The sequence below is a fragment of the Weissella halotolerans DSM 20190 genome (assembly GCF_000420365.1).
GTDB lineage: Bacteria > Bacillota > Bacilli > Lactobacillales > Lactobacillaceae > Weissella > Weissella halotolerans.
Window position 1 is genome coordinate 70,945 of record NZ_ATUU01000005.1, and the last position, 24,199, is coordinate 95,143.

The following is a 24,199-nucleotide window of genomic DNA, read 5'->3' on the forward strand; positions in this document are numbered from 1 at the left end:
ACGCTTACCTCATCATACTTTCGCCTGGTTCGGTATCTTTTACCGTATATGGTAAAAGGGAACGTTGGCCTTTAACACCAACGTTCACCTTTCCATTGCTATCTACTGATTAATAATTGTTGCATCACCATTAAGTAAATAGCCCTTCACATTATCCAAAGAGGTAATCACCGCTGGTCGCCCTGTTTGCTTAACAAAACTAATCGCCGCCTCAACCTTAGGCTTCATGGAACCGGCTGGAAATTGTCCTTCAGCCAAGTACGTCTCCATCTGGTTAACAGATACCTGTCCTAAGGCTTGTTCATTAGGCTGATTAAAGTTTACGGCAACATATTTAACTGCTGTTAAGATAATCAATTCATCAGCATCTGCCAATTCTGCCAACTTAGCTGCAGAAAAATCCTTATCAATAACAGCTTCTACGCCAGTTAAACGCCCATCTTGAGTAACAACTGGAATCCCACCGCCGCCAGCCGCAATAATCACTTGATCAGTGCTATTTAAGGCACTCACGGCTGGCGCTTCTACAATACTAATTGGCTTTGGAGAAGGTACCACTCGGCGATAACCACGGCCAGCATCCTCAACAAAGGTCCAGTCAGCATGTTGGGCCACCATTTCATGCATCTCATTGGCCGTGTAGAAGGGGCCAATCGGTTTAGTTGGTTGCTTAAAGGCAGGGTCCGTGGCATCAACTAAGGTTCTTGTCACGATCGCTGTCACATCCTTATTGACCCCCGCTTGCGCAAATGCGTTGTTTAAGGCATCTGCTAACCAAAAACCAATTTCACCCTGGGTCATAGCGCCAACCGTATCGAGAGGCATGGCCGGATTCTTAGCTGAAGAGCCATCAATTTGTTGTAAAAGCAAATTGCCCACTTGGGGACCATTGCCATGGGTCACAATCAATTGTACTGGTTCTTTAGCCGTTTTGACCAAGTCCACCAAGGATTCGGCAGTACTTTTTAAGGCTGCTTGTTGCGCTTGGGCTGATGGGTTATCAGTTAAAATTGCATTCCCACCAAGGGCCACGACAATTCTTTTCATTTTTATTAAACTCCAATCTTTCCACTAATTAAGGCAATTACAGCCCCAACTGCTAATATGGTAATCACAGTAATCATGAGCCATTCCAACTTAGATACTGTCTTCCCTGCTTCTTTGCGGGCCCGATAATAAAAGGCAAAACCTAATACATAGGCAATCGTACATAGCCATAAGAATTGCAAACCGGCAAAGGTAATTCCCACCACTTCAAAGACTAAGGCTAAGAATCCAGGAATAAACATCTTAACTGAACGTCGTTCCCAGGCTAGTTTAATTTGGTAAGCACCTACCAGAGCGTAACAAACAACAATGGCTGCCGTACAAAGAGAAAAGGCAAAATTATAGGCTTGATCTGTAAACAGGAGCGATATCAAGAACAGTTGTACTAAAACCTGGGTTAAGTACAGGGAATTAGCGGGTGCCCGACGCGCATTCAGCTTACCAAACCACTTTGGTAAGAGACCTTGGCTGGCCATCAATGAGGTTGCTTCAACGGGCAACATTGTCCAAGATAACCACGCCCCTAAAACTGAGATGATCAAGGCAATGCTGACAAAAGCACCCCCCACTGGGCCAATCATATCTTCAACAATATAGGTCAAGGCTGGATGATCAATATTCATTAATTGTTCTTGCGTCAAAAAACCATAAGGAAGCATTGAAATGACCACATAGATTGCCAACAAAGAGAGAAGGCCAATAACTGTTGCCTTCCCGGCGTCAGACTTTTTACGTGCTCGTCCCGCCATCATGGTCGCTCCTTCAATTCCAACAAAGACCCACATCAAGGACATTAAGCAACCCTTTACTTGATCAAAAATACCAGTTCCGGTAGCCGGTGCATAATGAATCTGTGATAGATTTGTTGTAAAGTTTTCCCAAAAGTGTGCGGTAAAGACGTCCATTTTAAACATTATGATGCCTAAGATAATGAAAGCCGCCAGTGGAATTAATTTTGCAATGGTCACCACCGTATTAATTTTGGCTGCCCCTTCAATTCCCCGCGTCACTAGAAAGGTCAAGGCCCACGAAATTAAGGAAGCAATGACAATGGCTAAGACTGAGTTACCAGACTTCAAACTGGGCACAAAGTAACCGATTGCCGACATTAACATCGTGGCAAAGGCCACATTACCTAGCCAAGCTGACAACCAGTAGCCCCAGCCGGAGATAAAACCAGCAAAATCGCCAAAGCCTGCCCGCGCATAATCTGAAACACCAGTTAACTCTGGCTTGGCTGCCCCCAACGCTTTAAAGCTCATCGCCAGGGAAAAAACCCCTATGCCGGTTACTAACCAAGCCACTAAGGCCGCCCCTGGCGTCGCAGCGGTTGCTAGCGTCGACGTCAAGTCAAAGATTCCAGCCCCAATCGCCGAACTAATCACCAGCATAATTAAGGCGAGTAAGGAAACACCACCTTCATTAATCTTTGTATCGTCCATTTTGCTTCACCTGCCTAGTTTGCTTGGTAAAGTGATAAGTCGCCCAAGGTGGCAGCCATAATGGCCATGATTGAGTGCTTACGGTTCTCGGCCTCGTCGAATTGGCGGGCAAACTTGCTCCGGAAGACCTCGTCAGTCACTTCCATTTCAGCAACACCATACTTGGCCAAGGTGTCCTTAGAATAGGTCGTCTGATCATCGTGGAAGGCAGGGAGGCAGTGCATGAAGATCAATTCGCCTTCAGGCGTACCAGTCTTCTTAATCATGTCCATGTTGACTTGGTAAGGGAGTAATTCTTTAATCCGTTCTTCCCAGTTGTCCTCACCCATTGATACCCAAACGTCAGTGTAAAGGATGTTTGATCCCTTGACACCCGCATCAATATCATCAGTAATCATTGGCTCTGCGCCCGTCTCCTTAGCATAACCAGCTGCAATATCTTGAATTTCTTGGGCTGGCTGAAGCTCCTTAGGGGCTACAATATGCACGTTTACCCCCAACATTGTTCCGGTTACTAATAGTGAATTGGCCATATTGTTACGCCCATCACCAACATAGGTCAAGGTCAAGCCCTTAAGATGACCAAAATTCTCTTGAATCGTCATAAAGTCAGCAATCATTTGTGTTGGGTGCCATTCATCAGTCAATCCGTTCCACACTGGTACCCCTGAGTATTTAGCCAAAGTCTCAACATCGTCTTGGGCAAAACCACGGAATTCAATTCCATCGGCCATGCGACCGAAGACACGGGCACTGTCCTCAACGGATTCCTTCTTACCAAATTGACTTGAATCTGGACCGATGTAGACTGTGTAAGCACCTAGCTCATCACCCCCAATTTCAAATGACAACCGGGTCCGCGTTGAGGTCTTTTGGAAGAGTAAAATAATACTCTTGTCATGTAGGTACTTGGTTACCTTGCCCTTAGTCTGCTTTTCATGCTTTAAGTTCAAGGCAAAGTCAATCATGGCCTGTAATTGAGCTGGGGTAAAGTCCTTTTCCTTCAATAGTGAACGTCCTTGTAAGGTCTTTAGGGTAGTTAACGTATCTGTCATAATGCTATGCTCCTTTTTGTTTTAAACTTATTTACTTTTCTTAATCATCCAGGCACTACTAAGGCCTAGATATTTTCACGCCAGATTGGTTGTGACATACAACGTGCACCGCCACGGCCACGAGCCAGTTCACTTGACCGAATCTCATGAACAGTTAAGCCGTGTTCTCGCATCAACTTAATTGAGACGTAGTTACGGTCGTAGGTAATGACTTCACCTGGGGCAATTGCTAAGTTATTTGAACCATCATTCCATTGTTCACGTGGAGCAATGATCGGATCACCATTACCAGTTTCGATCATGTCAATTTCAGAAAGTCCTAAGACTTCCTTTAGGGTATCCTTCAAATTAGTTCGATGTTCTAGAGCCACGCCACCTTCCTGATCAGGATGCAAGATGTATATATTCATCTTGCTATCTGCATCCATAATGCCAGGAAAGACTGTAAACTGATCATAGTTAACCATGGTAAAGACCGTATCCAAATGCATCATGGCATGGTTATGGGGGATTTCAACCGCCACAACGGTGTCAAAGTTTGAATCGGGATTATTAAAGAGCTCTTGGGCGAGGTCTTGAATAGACCGGCTAGAGGTCCGCTGCGAAACCCCAATGGCCATCACGTGACCGTTCAAAACTAATTCATCCCCACCCTCAAGGCGGGAATCACGATCACGATTTTGCCAAACCTTAGCGTTATCAGCAAAGGTTGGATGGTACTTCATCACATACTCTATAAAGAGTGACTCAGGCTGCCGTGCTGGGAAGGTCATGTGATTAATTGTTAACCCATTGCCGATAAATGCCTGAGGATCACGGGTGAAGTAGGCATTGGGCAAGGGATCTAATAAGAATGGATTCTCAGCGTCATGCCCGGCAACATCGTGTAAGGTAGTTACCTTAAAGTCAAACTCATTCCGGCGCAAACCGGTGTATAATTTGTTGACTAATTGCCGATTATCAAAGGATAGTAGGTACTTGGCAATTTCATCATGTGTCTTGCTCTTGGTGTAACCGTGCTCGTCTAAGTAACGGTCAATCAAAGAATGTTTCAGTTCAGGATCACTATCCAAGGTTTCAGTTAACAAATCTTCGATATAAACTGTTTCAACTCCGTTATCCCGTAATACTTGGGCGAAGTAGTCATGCTCATCTTGGGCAATTTTTAAAAAGGGAATATCATCAAATAGCAAACGTTCCATCGTGTCAGGGGTAATGTTTTCAATTTCTGCACCGGGACGGTGTAACAAGACCTTCTTTAACTTACCAATTTCAGAGTTTACTTGAATCGCTGGCTTAGTCATCGTATCTTCCTCCTAAAATACTTGTAGCAGGCGCTTTGTTAGCGCTTTCTTTTTATTACAAGACAAAGTGTACTTTTTCACATGCATGATAACTATTACCATCTCGGTATAAAAGTTTGCACATTTACACATTGCTTTCGCGTATTATTAGTAAAACGTTTTCCCAAAATGTAAATTTACCCATTTTTATACAGATATAAGTGATTTTTATTCAGTTTATCCTGCTAGTTCAGCATTTTTATACAGACTAGCTTTCCTTATTTTTTTCTAATATCTAGGCTAATCAGGAGAAAAATTTTGCCAAAATAAATCGCCTTTACTCTCTTTACTGTTTCAATTTACGTATTAAGGACTCGTGTATACTGAAGATAAGTTTGACTAATTCGTCAGGCCAGCTTTTTTCCGTGCCAAGGAGGTTATCATGCTGCAAAAACCTAAGCAAAAAATAGTCATTGCCGGAGGAACCGGCTTTGTCGGTCAAGGTATCATTCAAGAACTACCGACAGCTTCTTATGACGTCCATAGTTTGTCGCGCCATCCCTTTAAGCCCCAGCCTGATGACCAGACCCACTATCACGTAGTCGACCTTAGTCGTCCCAGCACTTGGCAAAACATTGTTGCTGATGCGGACTGGGTCATCGATGCTGTGGGCATTCTCTTTCCTAATGTTAATCAAGGTCGCACCTACCAAAACAGTACCATTCAACCTGCACGTGACCTCTTAGCTGTCCTTATTGACAGGCCTAAGCCCAACTTTCTTTATATCTCGGCTAACACTGCTCCCTTCTTTATGCGTTCCTATCTAGCCACAAAACGCCAGGTAGAAGCTGAATGTCAGGCTACCTTACCAGGTCGTACCTATATCGTCTATCCTGGCTTTATTTTTGACTCTGCTCGTCCTAGTTCTTACCTACCCGGCTTAATTCTAAGTAAGCTAACCTGGTTTCCGTATGTCCGCCATTTACGTCCCATTAGCAGGACCCATTTTGCCAAAGAAATAAAATCTATTCTTGCGGGCGGTCATAGTACACTATTGAGGAAGATCGATGGGTCAGGTAAACTAATATAAACTAGTGGGTTTTATTCTCTTAATCTATGAATAACCGTGACGACCTTCTTTTCACTAGGTAATTATTAAAGAGCTGATTTAAGCCCTCTTCTCACCGTAATTATGCTAAGTATCATAATCAGTTTGTTTCCACTAATAAGACGCCTGAACCAGAGACGGAAGTTCTAAAAAGCTGAATCTAAAAGGAGTTTTAATATGAGTACCTTTATAGCCTGCGTCGGTTTATTGGGATTCGGCGCACTTATTAGTGGACTAGTTTTAGCTGCTAAGCAGCATTTTGTCCGTCATACCCCCATTACGAGACGTACAAAATATCTAGGAGTCATCGGCTTAGCCGTGTTTTTATTAGCTGCTTCTGTACCTACCGAACCAGCTTCTCCTTCTGAGAGTGACCGTACCAAAGCACAAGAGGCAAGTTCACTGGCAGCCCAGAAGCGAAAAGCAGCAGCTGAAAAACGTGCTAAAGAACAAGCCCGCTTGGCATCTATCAATAAAAAAGAACGTCAATATACTGAGGCTACCTTGCCTTTTAAAAATAAAAGACAACTAAAATTAGGGTCTCTTGACGATCAAAATCGGGCAACCTATGCCCACATTCAACTTCAGGAAAAACATAAGCCGCATAGTAAACGAGATAAAGAAATTACCTATAATCCCGCTGGCTGGCATAACTATAAATTCTATTATGGTGACGGCACCCAAAAAGCATAGCTTATGACCCGTGGTCATTTAATCAGTTATCAATTTAGCGGTTTAAATACTGAAGCTAAAAATTTAACCGCTGAAACAAACTGGCTCAATGCTGGAAATTACCAGGGGCTCGATGAAAAAAATCATGATGCCATACTCTTTTACGAGACTGGACTTGATAAGTGGCTCCACCAGCATCCGAATCATTGGTTAGATTACAAGGTCACACCAATTTATCAGGGAAGTGAATTATATCCCAGAAAAATCGAATTACAGTATGTTGGTATTGATAGTGCAGGAAACCTTATTCCAATTAAGCTTAATTCACCTAAAGAAACCACTGTTGATCAATTCTTAACAGTGGTCAGCCTCGATAACGTGTCGCCTAATGCAGACATTGATTATGCCAGTGGTCGGGCAACTAACACCGTTGCTAGATATAGCGCTCCTCAACCAAAAACCGATGACGAAACTGTAGCTAGTTCTAGTAGTGCCATATCACAACCTTCCGTGGCTGCTCAACCAGCCCCAAATCAAGCTGTCCAAGCTCAACCAGCTCAAGCGGATTTAGGAGGCCCAAGTGGTAACGTGAATAACACCAGTATTCGGCGTTGGGAAGTTCAAGATGGCTTTACTTGGCAAACCCGTAAAGGGCACAGCCACATTATTCCACCAGGCGGAACCTTAGACCCTGGTTTTCACTGGGAAGTTGGCCATTAACTAATATGGTTTAGATAAATTAGACTAAAAAAGGAACAGTCAGAGACTGCTCCTTTTTAATTTAGTTATTTTCAATTTTGACTATTGATAAGTAGTAATTTGTTTAGTAATCCTTACCGAACCCGATAGCTTACAGCAACCTGATGTTGACCCTTTGACACCTGCATTTGACTAGTTCCAACCGGGCCTGTTTTAACCTCATTAGTACCTACTTTTTTATTATCTAAGACATACTGGGTGCCTTGATAATGTACGACTGGCAGATTAACCGTCCCTGCTTGCTTTTGCTTCCAGGTAATATAAATCTTTTTATTACGAACAGCCTTATTAAAGTCATGATTCGTTAGATAATATTGCTCAATCTTGCGTACAATCGGAACTTGATCGATAGCCTGATATAACTTATCTGCATCACTTGTTTTAGGTAGATAATCTGGGACCGTTTTTGCCATCATGGACCAAGGTTTACTTAGGTCATGTGACGCAAACGCTTCTTGAACGGCAAACGGTTTATTAACTCGCTCATCTAAGGTTGTGTAATAATAGGGGATCGCGCCCTTTGGCTTATTCCAATCATTTAACAAGATATTAAATTGATTAGTGACCGTGAATATTCCCATAAGAATAAATAATTTTACAAAGATTAACCAAACCATCCTTATTCCCTGAGACATCGCCCCTTTTTCTAAGGCCTTTAAGCCAGCATACGTAATTAACATTATTCCTATCGGCGCCAACCTAAATGGAAACTGTAAAATAGCAACGGCTGGAATTTTCTTCACCAAGAAGTCAATTGGTAATAAACCACTAGCCAACAATAAAAATGCTACACCAAGGTAGCCAATATACTGACTACCTTTATCAACTGATTTACGGTAAGTCCAAAACAAGACCATGAAAAGAGCCGTCAACATCAGAATGGTTGGGGCAGTAAACTTATCTTGAAAATTCCAATTCATAAGACGCTGTTGCCGATAAGCAAATGGAAACGGTGGAAGAATTGCATCTTGAACATTAATAAAGAGATAAGCACCCCAAATATTAACTGTTAAAATCAATGTCATAACCGCTGATAAAGCAATCTTACCAAACGTCTTCAATCTTTGATTGGGATTCGTTATCACCGAATATGCATATGCCAGGACCATCAATATAACGGCTAAGACAGCAGACAAAACGTGGGTTTGAATAATCAGGGTCATAATAGCTATCATTTCGACAACTATTACTGGTTTTGTTTTATCTACTACTAACCTAATAGCTAACGCCCCCACTAAGGGCAGAAAAGCAGCTCCAACACCGGTAAATTGCTGTCCAAATATCCAAGCAATTACTGGAAAAGATAGCATATAGCTAAGCGCACCATATAATTGCACTTGCCGTCTAAGTTTACCAACTGCAAGCATATAATACATGCTTAATCCAGCCGCAAGCAGAACGGAAAAATTTAATATTAGCTGCAATTTATAATATGATTTAACCACAAATAATATGCCCCCAGCTAAATAGGCCAGTAAGGGCGAATAAATCACATTAATATATCTTCCAACCTGTCCGAAGCCATACATCATAATAAACGGTTGAAAGTTGTGCTCTTTTATTTGCATGTATGCATCATAAAAGCGGTTATAATGGAATACACCATCCACACCAAATATTAAATGACCCGGCTGATAAAGTTGTGGAATCAAAATAAGCAACGAGAAAATGAGAATTGTTGTCCATTGTCGCCAATTCTGCTTGATTACGGTTTTCATAAGTCCTCCAGCAAATTAGTTCTATGAAAGAGGCCCCTACTCAAAACCCTCTTTCAAAATTCACTCTCATATTCTATACTGGTTTCTTAGTTAAAGTACACAAAAAACCCTAATTTTAACCTTTTATTTGTATTCGAAAGTATCCTATTTCGTGCGGTACTGACATAAAAAGGGGTAGGTCCGCCTATAAAGCTGACCTACCCCTTTTTTTCTATTGTACATCTTGAGCTAAAGCCCAGGACATCACACCCGCTAATAACAGAGCCTGCCGACTCATAGATTGATTAACCGGTTTAACCTGTAAAATGCGATATGTTTTATTTTTGGCAAAGGCCGGAATTTGCTGGCCAGTCTGCCAACGTTGAGCATACGGCTGCAGCCTAACCCACTGACCAACTTTAAAGCCATCCCGTCTACGCATGTCCTGCTTGCCATGACAGGGTAAAGTAAGCACTTGACCAACCTTAATCAAGTTTGGATTCATAAGTCCATTTAAATCTGCTAACCGCTGCCAATCTGAGCCAAAGCGTTTGGCAATTTCCGTCAATGTATCGCCAGGACGAACGGTGTAGGTAGCAGTGCATGACAGTTGTCCTGCCTTAGCTTTAACTGGTTTGACTACACTTTCTGTTACCGGCCAATCACCAATCAAGACATTACCATCAACATGATAACCATGCCAATTATCGGTATATTGCCAAATTTGAATGCCCGGAGCGCTTGGAAACCATTTAAAGAGATTGTCTACTTGATATGCCGGTCGGTTTGCCAGCGGATAGCCGGCCATCCACACTGCCTTAGGAAATTCCTTTAAAATACTTGCTAAATCAACATGGCTATCTGTATAGGGTTTATAAGAATAGTACATGGGGGCATAACCTCGATTCTTCACCACCCGCATAAACGTTTTGATTGCGACCGTATTAGCCCTTCTTGAAGAGCTAGCATCTAACTCATAGTCACAGGCAATCAACGCCCCCGAGGCTAAGGTACGCTGAGCCAAATTAACAGCAAAGTCAGCCTCCTTAACCGCCCGCTTTTCATCCCCCGCAAAACGAGCAAAATGATAGCCAGCAACCTGCATACCAACCGCTTTTGCGTTTTTAACATGTTGTATAAACAAGGGGTCAACATAGCTAGTGCCTTCCGATATCTTTGCAATCATAAAACGTGCACCTTCTTGATACAGTTTTCGCATCTGGCCCAGACTCACCTGGTTATGATTTGATAAATCAATCCCGTATGCTTTAATCTTTACCATCCTTGCCTGTCCTCCTAATCTACTGATCAGCAACCTTGTTTCTTGACGCCTACCTTACTAACGATTAACAACTCACAAGTGTTTCATTAAACATCAGTCTTATTTAAAGGCATTGGCTTGCTAACCTATCTATTTCTTTACTCCACCCTGTTTCCTCTAACAAGTTTTTATTTATAATAGCTATTTTTTATATTAAACTAGATAGGACCAAAGCTGATGTCTTTAAAAGCTGATTTTTTAGAGTTGGAGAACGTGTAACATGAATAACTATGAACAAGTACCTGCAGAAGTTAAAGGCTGGAATTGGGGAGCCTTCTTGTATAGTATTTTTTGGGGCTTTGGTAACAAGTCTTATCTTCCCCTTCTTTGCATGATTCCAGGTTTCAATCTTATCTGGATGTTTGTTGTTGGCTTTAAGGGTCAAGAATGGGCTTGGAAAAAGAGTTCCTACACTAATCGTGCTGAAGATATTCGAACTTTTCAAGCCATCCAAGCAACTTGGAACCGGGCGGGCTTGACCATGTTTATCTTGGTGGTAGTTTCCTTTGTCGCCCTTTTAATTTTTGCCTTAGCCTTTGGATGGCTAGCAAACGTTAATCAGTAGGATTCAGCCGTCAACCAGACGGCATACATACACTAAATGCCAGGTTGTAAGTATGCCTACAGTATGTCCAACACTATCTCATAATAGGAGAATTTAAGATGACAGATAAAATTAGCTTTTCAGCTTTCGAAAAACGGGCACTTAAGGAACGGGCAGCAGAATTACGACGTGAGCAGGAAAACAAGCGTAGCAAAAAGAACCCAGAAGCTGATGCTTTAGAGTTAATTGCTCAAATGGCACCTGAAAGTGCATATATGGCGGCAAAGATTCACGATTTAGTCCATGAACTTGCACCTAGGTTACATGCTAAAACATGGTACGGTATGCCGGCCTATGCGAACGATGATAATAAAATCGTCTTATTCTTCCAGGATAAAGATAAGTTTGAGTCTCGTTACTCTACCCTTGGTTTTGAACAATATGCTAAACTTGATGATGGGGATGTGTGGCCAACTGCATTTGCTTTGGCTAGGTGGAATGACGACGTTGAAAAACAAGTAACCCAGTTGATTATTAAAGCCACAGCATCTAAACAATAAAAAGCACTCACATTTGGGATATAGAGGTCCAATAGGCTGAAGACTTAAAAAGCTGTCAAAAAAATTTGGAGGCTCATTAATATGAGTAGTAAAGAAGTTGGAGCGCCAAAGGCTCCTGAGAGTAAGGCACTAGGGATTATCTCTATTGTATTTGGGGCATTAGGACTTGTTATGTCGTGGATTCCTATTGTTAATAATGTTGCTGCTATTTTTGCCGGCATTGGTATTATTTTGGGAATTATCGCTTTGTTAGTTAACTTGCACAAGACGAAGTTGTTAGCAATTATTGGTACAGTATTGTCTGTCATTGCCGTTGGTATTGTGCTTGTTACCCAAAGCATGTACTCTAATGCGATTGATCACGCCACTAAGTCCGTCTCTACTAGTACTGAATCTGGTAGCTCAAAAACCAAGACTAGCGCTAATTTAAATCAAACTCACAAGTGGACAGAAGAAGAATATAATTCTCTTGCCGTTGGTGATGCTCTTACAGGGCAAGGCGGCGTAAGTCTAAAGGACATCGAGGCTAAGTATGGTAAGCCTAATACTTCATCTCAAGTTACTGTAAATGGTATGACTGTGAAGCAAGATGGTTGGACTAACATTGATGGAAACTTTGGTTCTGTAGTTGCTTTGCAATTCGTAAAACAAGATGATGGATCATGGTTGTTGTCAACTAAGAGCACCACTGACTTCTAAAAATCTTCATTTTTCACCTTTAAACAACTAAAAAGACACTTTACTAGTTGTTTGTACCACCAGACCCGAGCATGTCTATAAACTGCTCAATTTAGAATAGACATGTTAATTTTAACTTAACGTATAATTGGCGACAATAAATCAACTTTTATTCAAAATAAAAAACCGCTCTAGAGTCTGATGTATAGCTAACAACAGCGCCCTAGAGCGGTTTATTCATAAATGTGTATAATCTACACGAATGGAGCCGAGGGGAGTTGAACCCCTGTCCTGCCATTTCGCCACTAATACTTCTACGCTCATAGTCATGCTACTTAACATTCATTAAGGGCACGCCACACAACACGGCGATCCCTTAACTAGGCTGATTATCCTCTTCACCTTAGCTCCAGCCGGAAACTAAGGTGCGCAGATTACTAATTTATAAAACCGTCAGATAACCGGTAATCACAATTAAAGACGATCACGCCTGCTGGTTTTTAAGCAGCGACAGCGTAGTTGTTTGAATTGTTTGCAGTTAATTCTACTGAGTGGATTATAGAGACACAACCTCTAAGCGCCATACTAGCTCGAACAATGACAGTCGATTCCGTAACGACCCCGAAATTGACTAACTCTAATTATACCAAATTTTTCAACTTACGTCCTTATTTTCACTATTTGTTCTTTTTATCAGCAAATTAACCTCTTGTTTTTACTTTTAGTTCGTATATAATATGTTATTGGTTGCTTGAAAGCAACCAATAAACGTAAAACACGAATATTGAAAGAGGCCAACTTAATGACTAACCATGAAGTCTTTGATTATGAAAATATTCAATTAATTCCCAAAAAATGTGTATTGACCAGCCGTTCGCAGGCTGATACCCGTGTTACCTTGGGCCCACACACCTTTAAATTACCTGTCATTCCTGCCAATATGCAAACCGTCATCAGCGAAGATTTAGCCATTCAACTGGGGCAAGCTGATTATTTCTATGTCATGCACCGGTTTGAACCAGAAAAGCGAGCTGCCTTTATCGAACGGGCCCATGAAAGTGGTACCTTCGCCTCCATTTCAATTGGGGTCAAGGAGGCTGAATATGCCTTCGTCGATGAATTAGTAGCCGCAAACTTAACTCCAGAATACATCACTATCGATATTGCCCACGGCTATGCTGATTCGGTTATCAACATGATTCACTACCTTAAGGACCATTTGCCTGAAAGTTTCATCATTGCTGGTAATATTGCTACCCCAGATGCGGTCATCGCCTTAGAAGCTGCCGGTGCGGATGCAACCAAGGTTGGTGTTGGTCCAGGTATGGCCTGCATCACTAAATTAAAAACTGGGTTTGGTACGGCAGGTTGGCAATTAGCAGCCATTGCCAACTGTGCCGCAGTAGCGACGAAACCCATCATCGCTGACGGTGGCATTCGTTATAATGGCGACCTAGCAAAATCAATCCGGTTTGGGGCAACCATGATTATGGTTGGTTCCCTCTTTGCTGGCCACCAAGAGAGCCCAGGTGACATCATGGAATTAGACGGCACCATGTATAAAATATACTTTGGTTCTGCCTCTCAATTCCAAAAAGGAGAATATAAAAACGTCGAAGGTAAGAAACTCTTGATACCTTACCGCGGTAAGATCAATGACACCCTCCGTGAAATGCAAGAAGATTTACAATCTGCTATTTCCTATGCTGGCGGTCGTGTCCTTAGTGATTTAACCAAAGTTGACTATGTTATCATTCCTAACCCGGTCACCAATGGTGATCACCGCTAGCCCCTTCTAAAACTTAAACTTCTTAGACAGCAAAAAAGCACCCTGCGCGTTAGGGTGCTTTTTCTATCAAGTTGCCAAGGTGTCTCATGATAATGTGTTCATTATATACGACTTGACAGCACTTTGAATAAGTACATTATACCGCATCACCAGATAAAAACCTACTCTTTGCTATTCAAATTAACAGTCATTACGCTAGGTTAACCTCAACTAAGGGAATCGTCTCCGTTTTAATATAGGCTGCCATCACGCTGCGTACCTTTTTCCACCGCGGTTCTCGGTGACCATCCACAATCCAATCATATTGACTCAACTGTAACGCTACTCGTTTAACCTCTTCTGCCGTTAAATTTTCATTTACCCGTTCTAATTTGAACTCTTTGCGCTTCAGCCCTTGCTTACCTTCATGACATAAAAAGGATAGTTGTAGTGTTTTCATCCAATCCCCCCTTTTAATTTGGCATTGGCCATACTTTTTGCTCAGTTACCAAAATGTGACTTATTTTTTGTTCTTGTCCCAAAGCCTCAAATAATTGCCCTAAGGCGACCAATTCTTCAAAGCCTACATGGTCACGTACAAAAAGTGAACGAACTTGTTGGAGTTGTGTTTGCCCCGCTACTTGTCCATAATATTGGACCCGTTTTGGTTTAGCAGTCAGCCCGGCTTTTTGTTGAGATTTCGTTTGTACGGTCATGTTATCCTCCTTTTTAAGGTTGCGTTAGTTGTCAATGCATTGACATCCCTATTAACGATGGACTAACAAAAAAGGATGCGTCTAAATGACACACCCTTTCTCTTACTTTGCGTATTCAACTGACCGTGATTCACGAATCACAGTAACCTTAATATGGCCTGGATAGTCTAGCTCATCCTCAATTTGGTCCTTGATATCATGTGCTAAGACTGTCGCTTCCAAATCGGAAACGGCTGCCGGTTCAACAATTACCCGAACCTCACGACCAGCTTGAATAGCGTATGACTTTTCAACACCATTAAAGTTATTCGCAATATTCTCCAATTGCTTTAACCGTTGTACATAATTCTCAAGCGACTCTGAACGAGCCCCAGGTCGAGCAGCTGAAATCGAATCTGCTGCTGCTACTAACTCAGCAATTACTGAATCAGCTTCCACATCCCCATGATGAGAAGCAATCGCATTAATTACTTCAGGGCGCTCATGGTACTTTGTTGCCAGTTCCACCCCAAGTTCAACATGCGATCCATCAACATCATGATCAACTGCTTTACCAATATCGTGCAACAATCCTGCGCGCTTAGCAAGCGTAACATCTTCATTTAACTCGGCCGCCAACAGACCGGTCAATTTTGCAACCTCGATAGAATGAACCAAAACATTTTGTCCGTAACTTGTGCGGTAGTTTAATCGTCCAACCGTTTTAATCAAGTCCGGATGCATATTATGAATACCTAAATCAAAGACAGCTTGTTCACCAACTTCACGGATATGTTCATCCATTTCCTTGCGTGACTTCTCAGCCATTTCCTCAATCCGTGCCGGATGAATCCGACCATCGGCAATTAACTTTTCCAACGTATTCTTTGCCACTTCACGACGAATAGGATCATACCCACTCAAGACGACTGCCTCAGGAGTATCATCAATGATGACATCAATTCCCGTTACAGTTTCTAAGGCCCGTATATTACGACCCTCGCGCCCGATAATTCGTCCCTTCATATCATCGTTAGGTAAGTTAACTACTGATACCGTAGTTTCGGCAACCATATCAGCTGCAGAACGCTGAATGGCATCGACGACCAAATTCTTAGCCCGTCTTTCAGCCTCCGCACTTGCCTGGGCATCACTTTCCTTAATCATAACAGCTCGATCCCGTACTAAGTCTTCCTTAGTCTCCGTTATAATACGGTCACGCGCCTCTTCACGGCTTAACTGCGCAATCGCATTTAACTTGGTCTCTTGCTCTTCTAACAAGGCTTCTGCATGCTTTTGTTTATCGTTCACACTTTGCTTTTGCTGATCAAGTTTGCGTTCCTTTTCAGCAATCACATCTTCCCGCTTTTGTAAGGAAGCATCTTTTCTATCTAAGACAGATTCACGACTTACCAAACGATCTTCTTGACGTTTAACTTCTGAGCGACGCTCCTGAAGTTCCCGTTCAATCCGATCTTGGTAACGTTGGCTTTCATCACGCGCTTCAACTAAGGTCGACTTTTTTAATTGTTCTGCCTCAACTGTTGCTTGTTTTGTGATATCTGCTGCATTTTTATGAGCATCTGATAACCGCTGATTAATGACCTTATCGGCCCGACGGTAACCAAAATAACCCCCGATTACGATTGCAATAAGCGACACAAGAATCAACATAAAAATAGTCATCTTGTCTCTCCCATTTAATTGTAGAGAGTAATCTACAAATAGTATCCACGTACCCTAAGGCACAGCTTTTATTTTAGACTTTTCCACAGCACCTGTCAATTGACCGGCCGGTAATCAAACGAAAAATAGGCACCCAACAAATTGGATACCTATCCCCTAAATTCATTTAACGATGTTTGCTTTGCCAACGGGTGCTTTGTTTAATCCACCAGGTAACTAAGGACCGGATAATCACTGCTAAAATTGGGGTTAGCCAAAAGGTAGCAATCAACACCTGTAATCCAGCTGTCATGAGCACCATCACTAATAAGACTAACTGCCAAAGGCGGAGCGTTTGATGGTCAATGCGATACAAATCATCGGCCGCCGTATATAAGTCATTTAAATTAGTTAGATTTTTTATCACAATATCTGCTTGTGAAACGTTATTACCCACCGCAATCGTTACCGTCGGCTGTAGTTCAGTCGCCTTGTACTGGTTCGTAATTAATAAAGAAGGTTGCTCATTGAGCCAGGTGTGTTGTTGTTGTTGTTTTTGATCCGGATTTAATCCGGCCCGAACATCAACCAACGTTGCCATCATCTCCATTAATTTTTGCACAGATCCTGTGGTATCCGTAGTTGCCACCCGAACCTGCATATTATGTTGGCTAAAGAAATGATCAAAACGCATAAGCGAGCGATGAATTGATGCACTGAAGCTCAGCGCACCAATCACCCTGCGATCCAAAACTAATAAACTAACTGAATCACCCAGGGCAATAATCGCATCAAGTCGACGTTGATCGACTGCATAGTTTTGATTCAAGGCATAGGAAGCTGATACTAGCTTAAAGCGCTGGCCTAAAACCTCACCCTGCACGCCCACTGAAAGCATTGGAATCACGTCTTGAGCTTCACCGGGATAAACACCATACTCACGCGCATAGTCCTGCACTGCATCCGCTAAAGGACCACCAAGCGCCGCTTCCAAACTTGTCATAATTGTTAGCACATCAAAATCACTATAGCCATCATCTAGTGAGCTAGCCGTATAGATAACATATTGATCAGCAGTCAGAATACCTGCCTTCTCCGTTACAACATTTTTAATCTCTTTTAAGGCTAAAAGTTGCTCTGGATCCGTAACAATCAAGCCCATTCGACGTAAGCGAGTCACAACCTGCATCCGACGAAAGGCGGCCCAAATTAAAGGCCAACGAGGATCAATGATTAATAGCGATGCAGTCGCCAATGTCAATCCGACTTGCCAGTTTATCGTTAAACCAAAAAACAAGAGACTGTATAAGCTCAGAAAACCAGCAATCCAGGTCATTTGTTGCGCTGCAACTTGCATCGGCCTAGATGCCGGCCATGCACGCTCAGCACCTTGACTCCAACTTAGCGTCAAATACAACATCACCAGCCCAACCAGTAATAAGGGCAAGGTCATGAAACTTAAGAGCCCACTGTCTTCCGGAGCAAGGTATAACCAAACGACCACACTATACCAAGCTAACTGACCTAAAATGGGTAACCACAAGGTTGTATAGGTTTGCTCCTTGTCTTGACGAAAGGCTTGAATCAACATTTCAACCGTTGTCCAAAGCAGCAAACATCCAGTCAGCCCAATCAGACCATAAAAGACCGTTGCGTTAGCTGTTGTCAATACTACCTGTTGGCCCCAGCGTAAAGGCATAACCAGTGCGGAAATAAAGGCCAGTATACCGGCAACGAAAGCATAACGTTTATAGTGTAACTGAAGGTTTTGCATCTGCTAACTCCTTTATTTGTCTACTGATTACTAAAAAAAGCGCATCCCAATCTTGGGACACGCTTTTGGGAAGGAGAATGTGGGATTCGAACCCACGCGCCGGTTTCCCGACCTGACGGTTTTCAAGACCGTTCCCTTCAGCCAGACTTGGGTAATTCTCCATAAATTGCGGGAGTAGGATTTGAACCTACGACCTTCGGGTTATGGGCCCGACGAGCTACCAGACTGCTCCATCCCGCGATAATAATATAAGTATTGCCTTAGGAAGTACATCCCCTAACAACAATTACTTATATTACACTAAAAAGCCAAAATGGTCAACCAACTTTTTGACTACTATGTTTATTTTTGTTAATAGTCAGTTTTTAATTCGTTACTTACAGTATCCCCTTACTCACCTTCTGGCCAAGCTGCTAACCAAAAATCATATTCAGCTTGATAAGCTCGTTGATAAACAGCGCAATATTCATCCCAGTTTGCTTCAATCTGTGCTGGCGAATGTAATGTATCAACAATCTGCCAGTACCAAGTCACTAAATGGTGATAGTCCGCTCCCCGATAAAAGTCAAGCCAGCCCTGATAAGCACCAGTATGACTATGCCCTAGTGTCTTAGCAATTAAATAATAAGATTCCGTACATGGGAGCAAAGCTAGCACACCATACATTGGGTCTGCCCGTTTAGCTTGGTCTAATAAGAAGGTAACATAAGTCTGATTATCCTGATTAATACTTACCTGCCCCATATTTTCACTTGGCATCAAGGCCTGATGGGCTAAATCCTCAAAGACAATCTGTGGTCGTTGGCGCAGTAACCAACCGGGTAACCGGCCCTCAACTAACTTGGTAGCCTCTTCAAACTGTTCTAAATAGTAATCGTCTTGATAGACATAATTATTTCGTACCGCTTGCGGTAACTCCCCCATTTGCAAACCCTGCAGAAAGGGAGTCGACAAGATGTCACTTAAAATTGGTGCACTCATTTCCTGTAAACGTTTATGAACCTGCATGCCAACGCTCCTTCATTGCTTGAACGGTGCTACTAGGTTCTTTACTCTGGGTAAGTAATGAAATAACTGCTACTCCCGCAGCACCGGCAGCCTTAATCTCAGGAATGGTTGCCAAGGTAATTCCACCAATTGCCACAATTGGTAGGTCACGCTGACGGTTGGCATATAGGTCTCTTAAACCTGCAGTACCGGTTGGTGCTTTTGCATCACGTTTTGATTGAGTAGGCAAAACTGGCCCCACACCTAAATAGTCGATTCGTGGGTGCGTAGCCGCCCGAATCTCACTTGGTGTACTGGCTGATAAACCCAGCCACATATTAGCTGGTAAACGAGATGCTAACGTTTCCACCGCTTGATCATCTTGACCAACATGCAAACCATCAGCCGATAATGCCAAGGCTAAATCAACATCATCATCCACTACAAAGGCAACCCGATATCTTTTAGCTAGCAACTGTAACCGTTTGGCCAAGGTCAAACGTTGTTCTACCGAGTCATACTGGGTTCCCTTATCACGAAACTGATAAGTTGTGACCCCACTAGCAATAATCATTGCTATCCTTTTTTCCGCATCAGCTATCGATAGGCCCGGAAAGTCTTGGGGACCAGCAACAAAATAGAGCTCCAAATTTTCTTTATTCATTTGCTAACCTCCACCCAATGATTTAGTGGTCCGTGACCGTGACCCACCTCAATTGACTCCTTAATTGCAGCTGTCATAAAGCGCTTAGCCGCTGGCATAATGTCAGTTAAGGCTTGTCCCTTTGCTAGGCCAGCCGTCAAATAAGCCGCTAAGGTATCACCGGTACCATGCGTCCGTACTGTATCAACACGCTCACTGCGATACCAATGCTCACTACCATCCGCCAATAACAAAAAATCAGCGACTTGGGGACCAGCTTGATGGCCACCCTTAATTAACACATTCTTGGCCCCCAGAGCTTGCAAGACATGTGCGCCAACGCTGACTGCTTCTGGTGTAGGCAACTCGGCCTGCAACAGGGTTTGAGCCTCTAACAAATTGGGCGTGATGACCGTGGCCAAAGGTAATAATGCTGTTTTTACTAGTTCAATTGCATCTGCTGATAATAGTGGTGCCCCACCTTTAGCAACCATAACCGGATCTACTACCAGGAACCCAAAATCTACATCTTCTAAGGCCGCCACCACCGCTTTAACCCGATCCAAGTCAAATAAGGCCCCTGTTTTCGCTGCTTGAATATCTAAGTCGTCTGCAATGGACTTAAACTGAGCTGCAATCATATCGGGAGGGGTTGGCAACATCTCTTGAACGCCTAGGGTATTTTGAGCAGTCAAGCCGGTTACTACCGTCGCACTATAGACGCCCAACCGGTCAAAGGTCCGCAAATCAGCATTTAACCCAGCCCCACCACTAGCATCAACCCCAGCAATCGTCACTACTTGCGGTATCTTATGCATGCCAGACGACCTCCTTAGTTTCTAAATCCTGATCCTTAATAGTATATAAGGCATCTAAGGTCGCATCCATATAAAAACTTGGCGCTTTTGCATATCGCTGACTGGCCTGTTGGCCGGCCCAACCCAAGGCAGCAGTTGCAGCCACTGCTGCCTCAAAAGCATCTGCATCTGTACCTAAGGTCGCCCCCAATAGGCCTGACAACACATCCCCAGCCCCAACATTGACCGCCAAAAGTGGGTTGTCATAGTTAACGTACGCGACCCGCTCACCATCAGTAATAATATCTACTTTCCCCGATTGTACAATGATCGCCCCTGTCTTAAGGGCCGCCTGTTTGGCAACCATCACTGAACTAGCACCTAAAGCATCAATCCCCCGACTGCTAACCTCAGCCCCAGCAAACCAGCCAATTTCGGCAGCATTTCCCCGGATTAATGCAACTTTTACTTTTTCCATAATTGTCTGCGCTAAATGGCCTTGATAAGGTACATTCACAGCTACTGGATCTAATATGACCGGCTTTGCCAACTGATTAGCCATTTGACCAGTCTCAATAAAAAGGGGCACTTCACTTTCTCTTGTCGTCCCTAAGTTAAAGACCGTTGACTGGGCTAAGGTCATAAAATCCTTAACGGCCAGTCGTTCACGTGACATGATTGGGCTAGCTCCAAGATAATTAATTGCATCGGCCACTCGTTGTTGAGTAACCGTATTACTATAATTCAAAACAACAGGAACTTGTTGCTTCACGCGTGTGAGGACATCCATTTTTTACCTCCTAAGGATAAAAAAAACAATCAACCAGCATCGGAAAGATACTTGTTGATTGAGGACTGTCATGACACTCATTCACTTGTACCACTTTCCTCCGCAAGCTTTAACTTGTTCAGGTTCAAAGGGTCCGGTTTCCCGTCTCAGCCAAAGGCTCCCCTAGGGTTTTCATATCGGTCTAGCTAAATGCTAAACCATTATCAGTATAACATAAATTATATTGTTACTCAGTTAAAGCCTGCTCTAAAAGGCAGACCGTCTTGGCCCCGAAATCAACTTCCGTCATAATTCCATAAGGCAAAATAGTACGGGGATAGGCATGTCCAAAATTGAGATTATACAAGATAGGTAAACGGTACTGCTGTCCTAGTTCCGTTAAAATCGCGCGGTAATCATGATAATAGCGCTCATTTTGCGGTTTGCCAACTAAGAGACCGGCCACCTGATCAAAAACACCGGTTGTGGCCAGTGCAGCCAACTCCGCTTTAAAGCGCAGTGGATCTGGCTGTTCTTCACTAGTTTCTAAAAACAGGATACTGCCCCGCCAGACACTAGGACTAGGCCATAAGTGAAATTGCTCGGCAATTTGCTTATCTTGTGGATTACGCTCACCTGTTAGTAAATCCGCTAAACTTTCAAGGCAGCCACCTAAGAGAGGGCCACGAACAACTTGCTGATTCCCAGTTAAGGTTTCATAACCATGGCTTTCTTGATGGGCAATCCGGTCCGTGCCCGACGCAGCCGTTGAAAAATCTGTCCGTTCCTCATACCAAAGGGGACTGCTCTTTAGTTGCTTAGTAAGTCCGGTAAAAAGACCTTTTACGCCAGTTTCTGTATAGGGCAACATGGTATCAGCCAGTTCTGCAAAATCTGTTAAAAAAGCCGGCCCGTAAAAAGTATGCAAACCTAGTCGGTTCAACATTAAATGATTAACCGTTGTGTCTGAAAAACCCATAAAAATTTTCGGATGATCTTTTACGGCCGCTTTAAAGACAGGGTCATTCATTAAAAAAGGGGCTAACTGTACCGTATCATTTCCGCCAATTGCTGTGATAATCGCTTTAGCCGCTGGATCCAAAAAAGCTGCTTTTAAATCGGCTGCCCGCCAATCAGGGTGCTTCTGTAGCTGGTCAGCAGGTAAACTTGCATGGCGTCCAAAAGAGACTTGCAAACCCAGTTGTGTCAGGCGCTGGATACCCTTTTGTAGCTGAACTGGGCTGCAGTCATGCAGGGCACCCCTTGATAAACTGACAATTCGCACCTCGTCACCCTGATGTAAACGTACTGGTTTTTGCATATCTAGACCTCACCTTCCAAGCTCGCCAGCTCCATAACATGATAAAAAACTAATTTAAATATAATTATTCTATCATATAGACTTTTAAGATACTATCAATTCCGTTACGACAAATAAAAAGCAGGATCATTCTCTCGAGAATGATCCTACTTTTTACTAAGTCAGTTTATCTAATCGCTTGGGATTACTTACTGAGCAGTATAGCCGCCATCAACCACATATTCCGAGCCAGTGGCAAATTTACTTTCGTCAGAAGCCAAGAAAACACACATATAGGCAATATCATCTGGGTCACCTAAATGACCCATCGGGGTTTTAGTCCGCTTAGACATTGCCGCCTCCATTGGCGTACCCGCAACCATTGCCGTACGGATATAGCCAGGATGGACGGTATTAACCCGAACCCCTAAATCATTTAAAGCTGTATAAAGGGCCGCTGACTTAGACATCATCCGAACGCCACCCTTAGAAGCATTATAAGCCGCCAATATGGGATCACCAACAAAACCTTCAATCGATGACATATTAATAATAGAGGCGGAATTATCAGTGTTTTTCATTCGTTGGATACCCAAACGCGTACCAAAGAAAACACTATCTAAATTCACAGCCATCACCCGGTGCCATTCTTCTGTCGTCGTATGTTCAATGTCTTTAGCTAACGCCATTCCTGCGTTATTTACCAGGGTTGTCACTTTACCGAAGAGGCGCTCCGTCTCATCAAAAATCGTCTGCCAACGTTCTTCATCCGCAACATCTTGTTGAAGAAAGCGGATATCAGCAGGTTGACCAATTTCCTTGGCCGTCTGTTCACCAAGATCCACCTTGCGGCCTGTAATGACAACCTTAGCACCTTCAGCAACAAACTTTTCGGCGATTGCTCGGCCGATACCCATCGTACCACCCGTCACAATTGCTACCTTACCGTCTAGTCGATTCACCATTACGTATTCCCTCCCCTTATCCATCCATAACATGTCTACAGGTTCAGTTTAGCACAAAATGGCACCGCTTTCATCATTCGGCGGTCGCTAGCCTTTTTTCCATAATCAAATCCGTTTGCCGGTCATTGCCTAGCACAAAGACATGCTGGCCAACCTGTTCAAAGCCCATCTTGATATAAAAAGCTAAGGCCGCCGTATTTTCTTCCCAAACGCCCAACCAAATACGTTCTTTCCCTAGGTCTTGGGCTAACCTTTCTGCTGCCTGTAAAAAGGTTCTCCCCAGGCCCTGGCGTTTAAAAGCGGGCAAAATATAAATCCGTTCGACCTCAAGTGTAGTAGCTCCGCGGTCTTCACTCTGTGCCTGATCCACATTTAACTTCAAATAACCAGCACATTGATTATCAATCATGCCAAAATAAAAATAACTAGCAGGCGTCTCTATTTCTGCTAATAGTTGTTCCTTGGCATAGGCACTTGCCAAATGTTTTTTCATATCTGCTTCTGTATTTGCACCGGCAAAGGTATCAGCAAAGGTTATCCGACTTATTGCTTGTAACTGTTCGACATCGCTGGGTTGAACTCGTCTTAATGAAATGATCTGCATTATTGCCTTCTCCTTAACTGCCCTATCCATACTTCCCTACTACAAAAAAAACAGCTCTTCATTGGT

General features: G+C 43.1%; 24 protein-coding genes, 2 tRNA genes, 1 other RNA gene and 1 riboswitch. Of the genes, 7 read left to right on the plus strand and 20 right to left on the minus strand.

What is annotated here, in order from left to right; translation table 11 throughout:
• Positions 1-102: 102 nt before the first annotated feature.
• The 4 genes from arcC to arcA form a co-directional block, all read right to left on the minus strand.
• Positions 103-1,047 (minus strand): carbamate kinase, encoded by a 945-nt coding sequence (gene arcC / locus G414_RS0106575; RefSeq protein WP_022792029.1) that lies wholly within the window; start codon positions 1,045-1,047, stop codon positions 103-105.
• 5 nt (positions 1,048-1,052) lie between these two features.
• A complete protein-coding gene (arcD, locus tag G414_RS0106580; protein WP_022792030.1) occupies positions 1,053-2,489 on the minus strand; it encodes an arginine-ornithine antiporter in 1,437 nt (478 codons plus the stop codon).
• 14 nt (positions 2,490-2,503) lie between these two features.
• On the minus strand, positions 2,504-3,544 hold the full coding sequence (argF, locus tag G414_RS0106585) for an ornithine carbamoyltransferase (RefSeq protein ID WP_022792031.1): 1,041 nt from the start codon (positions 3,542-3,544) through the stop codon (positions 2,504-2,506).
• Positions 3,545-3,609: 65 nt separating this feature from the next.
• Positions 3,610-4,848 (minus strand): arginine deiminase, encoded by a 1,239-nt coding sequence (gene arcA / locus G414_RS0106590; RefSeq protein WP_022792032.1) that lies wholly within the window; start codon positions 4,846-4,848, stop codon positions 3,610-3,612.
• A 421-nt stretch (positions 4,849-5,269) separates the two neighbouring features.
• On the opposite strand from arcA, the gene G414_RS0106595 reads away from it, so the two are divergent.
• The 3 genes from G414_RS0106595 (at position 5,270) to G414_RS07775 (ending at position 7,327) form a co-directional block, all read left to right on the plus strand.
• A complete protein-coding gene (locus G414_RS0106595) occupies positions 5,270-5,917 on the plus strand; it encodes an SDR family oxidoreductase (RefSeq protein ID WP_022792033.1) in 648 nt (215 codons plus the stop codon).
• A 195-nt stretch (positions 5,918-6,112) separates the two neighbouring features.
• Positions 6,113-6,628 (plus strand): hypothetical protein, encoded by a 516-nt coding sequence (locus G414_RS07770; protein ID WP_051125803.1) that lies wholly within the window; start codon positions 6,113-6,115, stop codon positions 6,626-6,628.
• A 3-nt stretch (positions 6,629-6,631) separates the two neighbouring features.
• Positions 6,632-7,327, plus strand: a complete 696-nt coding sequence (locus tag G414_RS07775; RefSeq protein WP_051125804.1) for a DNA/RNA non-specific endonuclease — start codon at positions 6,632-6,634, stop codon at positions 7,325-7,327.
• Between the two features lie 113 nt (positions 7,328-7,440).
• Here G414_RS07775 and G414_RS0106605 read toward each other — a convergent pair whose 3' ends face one another.
• Both G414_RS0106605 and G414_RS07415 read right to left on the minus strand, forming a co-directional pair.
• A complete protein-coding gene (locus G414_RS0106605; RefSeq protein WP_022792034.1) occupies positions 7,441-9,084 on the minus strand; it encodes a hypothetical protein in 1,644 nt (547 codons plus the stop codon).
• Positions 9,085-9,295: 211 nt separating this feature from the next.
• Positions 9,296-10,345, minus strand: a complete 1,050-nt coding sequence (locus G414_RS07415; protein WP_022792035.1) for a GH25 family lysozyme — start codon at positions 10,343-10,345, stop codon at positions 9,296-9,298.
• A gap of 259 nt (positions 10,346-10,604) precedes the next feature.
• Between G414_RS07415 and G414_RS0106615 the strand changes: the two genes are divergently transcribed.
• The 3 genes from G414_RS0106615 to G414_RS0106625 all read left to right on the plus strand — a co-directional run bounded on the left by G414_RS0106615 (position 10,605) and on the right by G414_RS0106625 (position 12,187).
• Positions 10,605-10,949, plus strand: coding sequence for a hypothetical protein (locus tag G414_RS0106615; RefSeq protein ID WP_022792036.1), 345 nt, complete (start codon positions 10,605-10,607; stop codon positions 10,947-10,949).
• A 98-nt stretch (positions 10,950-11,047) separates the two neighbouring features.
• Positions 11,048-11,488: a hypothetical protein gene (locus tag G414_RS0106620; protein WP_022792037.1), complete on the plus strand. Its 441-nt coding sequence runs from the start codon at positions 11,048-11,050 to the stop codon at positions 11,486-11,488.
• Positions 11,489-11,569: 81 nt separating this feature from the next.
• Positions 11,570-12,187 carry a hypothetical protein gene (locus G414_RS0106625; RefSeq protein WP_022792038.1) on the plus strand — a complete coding sequence of 206 codons (618 nt, stop codon included), beginning with the start codon at positions 11,570-11,572 and terminating at the stop codon, positions 12,185-12,187.
• A gap of 239 nt (positions 12,188-12,426) precedes the next feature.
• On the opposite strand, the gene ssrA is transcribed toward G414_RS0106625, so the two are convergent.
• Positions 12,427-12,789, minus strand: a transfer-messenger RNA (tmRNA) gene (gene ssrA / locus G414_RS07595).
• Between the two features lie 179 nt (positions 12,790-12,968).
• Here ssrA and G414_RS0106630 point away from each other — a divergent pair.
• Positions 12,969-13,955, plus strand: coding sequence for a GMP reductase (locus G414_RS0106630; RefSeq protein WP_022792039.1), 987 nt, complete (start codon positions 12,969-12,971; stop codon positions 13,953-13,955).
• Between the two features lie 190 nt (positions 13,956-14,145).
• Here G414_RS0106630 and G414_RS0106635 read toward each other — a convergent pair whose 3' ends face one another.
• The 13 genes from G414_RS0106635 to G414_RS0106695 all read right to left on the minus strand — a co-directional run bounded on the left by G414_RS0106635 (position 14,146) and on the right by G414_RS0106695 (position 24,133).
• Positions 14,146-14,394 (minus strand): DUF2922 family protein, encoded by a 249-nt coding sequence (locus G414_RS0106635; protein ID WP_022792040.1) that lies wholly within the window; start codon positions 14,392-14,394, stop codon positions 14,146-14,148.
• Between the two features lie 13 nt (positions 14,395-14,407).
• Entirely contained in the window at positions 14,408-14,650 is a 243-nt protein-coding gene (locus G414_RS0106640; protein ID WP_022792041.1) for a hypothetical protein, read from the minus strand.
• 102 nt (positions 14,651-14,752) lie between these two features.
• Complete coding sequence (gene rny, locus G414_RS0106645; protein WP_022792042.1) at positions 14,753-16,315, minus strand: ribonuclease Y; 1,563 nt, start codon at positions 16,313-16,315, stop codon at positions 14,753-14,755.
• Positions 16,316-16,481: 166 nt separating this feature from the next.
• Positions 16,482-18,068 carry an HAD family hydrolase gene (locus G414_RS07420; protein ID WP_022792043.1) on the minus strand — a complete coding sequence of 529 codons (1,587 nt, stop codon included), beginning with the start codon at positions 18,066-18,068 and terminating at the stop codon, positions 16,482-16,484.
• Between the two features lie 71 nt (positions 18,069-18,139).
• Positions 18,140-18,229, minus strand: a tRNA-Ser gene (locus tag G414_RS0106655).
• A 5-nt stretch (positions 18,230-18,234) separates the two neighbouring features.
• Positions 18,235-18,308, minus strand: a tRNA-Met gene (locus G414_RS0106660).
• 150 nt (positions 18,309-18,458) lie between these two features.
• Positions 18,459-19,076 carry a TenA family protein gene (locus tag G414_RS0106665; RefSeq protein ID WP_022792044.1) on the minus strand — a complete coding sequence of 206 codons (618 nt, stop codon included), beginning with the start codon at positions 19,074-19,076 and terminating at the stop codon, positions 18,459-18,461.
• Positions 19,063-19,719 carry a thiamine phosphate synthase gene (gene thiE, locus G414_RS0106670; protein WP_022792045.1) on the minus strand — a complete coding sequence of 219 codons (657 nt, stop codon included), beginning with the start codon at positions 19,717-19,719 and terminating at the stop codon, positions 19,063-19,065. The genes G414_RS0106665 and thiE overlap by 14 nt, the downstream gene beginning before the upstream one ends.
• A complete protein-coding gene (gene thiD / locus G414_RS0106675) occupies positions 19,716-20,516 on the minus strand; it encodes a bifunctional hydroxymethylpyrimidine kinase/phosphomethylpyrimidine kinase (RefSeq protein ID WP_022792046.1) in 801 nt (266 codons plus the stop codon). The genes thiE and thiD overlap by 4 nt, the downstream gene beginning before the upstream one ends.
• Positions 20,509-21,285 carry a hydroxyethylthiazole kinase gene (thiM, locus tag G414_RS0106680; RefSeq protein ID WP_022792047.1) on the minus strand — a complete coding sequence of 259 codons (777 nt, stop codon included), beginning with the start codon at positions 21,283-21,285 and terminating at the stop codon, positions 20,509-20,511. The genes thiD and thiM overlap by 8 nt, the downstream gene beginning before the upstream one ends.
• A 78-nt stretch (positions 21,286-21,363) precedes the next feature.
• Positions 21,364-21,459, minus strand: a riboswitch (TPP riboswitch).
• Positions 21,460-21,511: 52 nt separating this feature from the next.
• The gene (locus tag G414_RS0106685; RefSeq protein WP_022792048.1) at positions 21,512-22,585 is read right to left on the minus strand and encodes a S66 family peptidase; all 1,074 of its coding nucleotides are present in this window, start codon (positions 22,583-22,585) and stop codon (positions 21,512-21,514) included.
• Between the two features lie 188 nt (positions 22,586-22,773).
• Entirely contained in the window at positions 22,774-23,529 is a 756-nt protein-coding gene (locus G414_RS0106690; RefSeq protein WP_022792049.1) for an NADP-dependent (R)-specific alcohol dehydrogenase, read from the minus strand.
• A 73-nt stretch (positions 23,530-23,602) separates the two neighbouring features.
• Positions 23,603-24,133 (minus strand): GNAT family N-acetyltransferase, encoded by a 531-nt coding sequence (locus tag G414_RS0106695; protein WP_022792050.1) that lies wholly within the window; start codon positions 24,131-24,133, stop codon positions 23,603-23,605.
• Between the last annotated feature and the right edge of the window lie 66 nt (positions 24,134-24,199).

Excerpts from the sequence above, each read along its gene's own strand:
- arcC (WP_022792029.1), bottom strand. The coding sequence starts at position 1,047 with ATGAAAAGAATTGTCGTGGCCCTTGGTGGGAATGCAATTTTAACTGAT.
- arcD (WP_022792030.1), bottom strand. The coding sequence starts at position 2,489 with ATGGACGATACAAAGATTAATGAAGGTGGTGTTTCCTTACTCGCCTTA.
- argF (WP_022792031.1), bottom strand. The coding sequence starts at position 3,544 with ATGACAGATACGTTAACTACCCTAAAGACCTTACAAGGACGTTCACTA.
- arcA (WP_022792032.1), bottom strand. The coding sequence starts at position 4,848 with ATGACTAAGCCAGCGATTCAAGTAAACTCTGAAATTGGTAAGTTAAAG.
- G414_RS0106595 (WP_022792033.1), top strand. The coding sequence starts at position 5,270 with ATGCTGCAAAAACCTAAGCAAAAAATAGTCATTGCCGGAGGAACCGGC.
- G414_RS07770 (WP_051125803.1), top strand. The coding sequence starts at position 6,113 with ATGAGTACCTTTATAGCCTGCGTCGGTTTATTGGGATTCGGCGCACTT.
- G414_RS07775 (WP_051125804.1), top strand. The coding sequence starts at position 6,632 with ATGACCCGTGGTCATTTAATCAGTTATCAATTTAGCGGTTTAAATACT.
- G414_RS0106605 (WP_022792034.1), bottom strand. The coding sequence starts at position 9,084 with ATGAAAACCGTAATCAAGCAGAATTGGCGACAATGGACAACAATTCTC.
- G414_RS07415 (WP_022792035.1), bottom strand. The coding sequence starts at position 10,345 with ATGGTAAAGATTAAAGCATACGGGATTGATTTATCAAATCATAACCAG.
- G414_RS0106615 (WP_022792036.1), top strand. The coding sequence starts at position 10,605 with ATGAATAACTATGAACAAGTACCTGCAGAAGTTAAAGGCTGGAATTGG.
- G414_RS0106620 (WP_022792037.1), top strand. The coding sequence starts at position 11,048 with ATGACAGATAAAATTAGCTTTTCAGCTTTCGAAAAACGGGCACTTAAG.
- G414_RS0106625 (WP_022792038.1), top strand. The coding sequence starts at position 11,570 with ATGAGTAGTAAAGAAGTTGGAGCGCCAAAGGCTCCTGAGAGTAAGGCA.
- G414_RS0106630 (WP_022792039.1), top strand. The coding sequence starts at position 12,969 with ATGACTAACCATGAAGTCTTTGATTATGAAAATATTCAATTAATTCCC.
- G414_RS0106635 (WP_022792040.1), bottom strand. The coding sequence starts at position 14,394 with ATGAAAACACTACAACTATCCTTTTTATGTCATGAAGGTAAGCAAGGG.
- G414_RS0106640 (WP_022792041.1), bottom strand. The coding sequence starts at position 14,650 with ATGACCGTACAAACGAAATCTCAACAAAAAGCCGGGCTGACTGCTAAA.
- rny (WP_022792042.1), bottom strand. The coding sequence starts at position 16,315 with ATGACTATTTTTATGTTGATTCTTGTGTCGCTTATTGCAATCGTAATC.
- G414_RS07420 (WP_022792043.1), bottom strand. The coding sequence starts at position 18,068 with ATGCAAAACCTTCAGTTACACTATAAACGTTATGCTTTCGTTGCCGGT.
- G414_RS0106665 (WP_022792044.1), bottom strand. The coding sequence starts at position 19,076 with ATGCAGGTTCATAAACGTTTACAGGAAATGAGTGCACCAATTTTAAGT.
- thiE (WP_022792045.1), bottom strand. The coding sequence starts at position 19,719 with ATGAATAAAGAAAATTTGGAGCTCTATTTTGTTGCTGGTCCCCAAGAC.
- thiD (WP_022792046.1), bottom strand. The coding sequence starts at position 20,516 with ATGCATAAGATACCGCAAGTAGTGACGATTGCTGGGGTTGATGCTAGT.
- thiM (WP_022792047.1), bottom strand. The coding sequence starts at position 21,285 with ATGGATGTCCTCACACGCGTGAAGCAACAAGTTCCTGTTGTTTTGAAT.
- G414_RS0106685 (WP_022792048.1), bottom strand. The coding sequence starts at position 22,585 with ATGCAAAAACCAGTACGTTTACATCAGGGTGACGAGGTGCGAATTGTC.
- G414_RS0106690 (WP_022792049.1), bottom strand. The coding sequence starts at position 23,529 with ATGGTGAATCGACTAGACGGTAAGGTAGCAATTGTGACGGGTGGTACG.
- G414_RS0106695 (WP_022792050.1), bottom strand. The coding sequence starts at position 24,133 with ATGCAGATCATTTCATTAAGACGAGTTCAACCCAGCGATGTCGAACAG.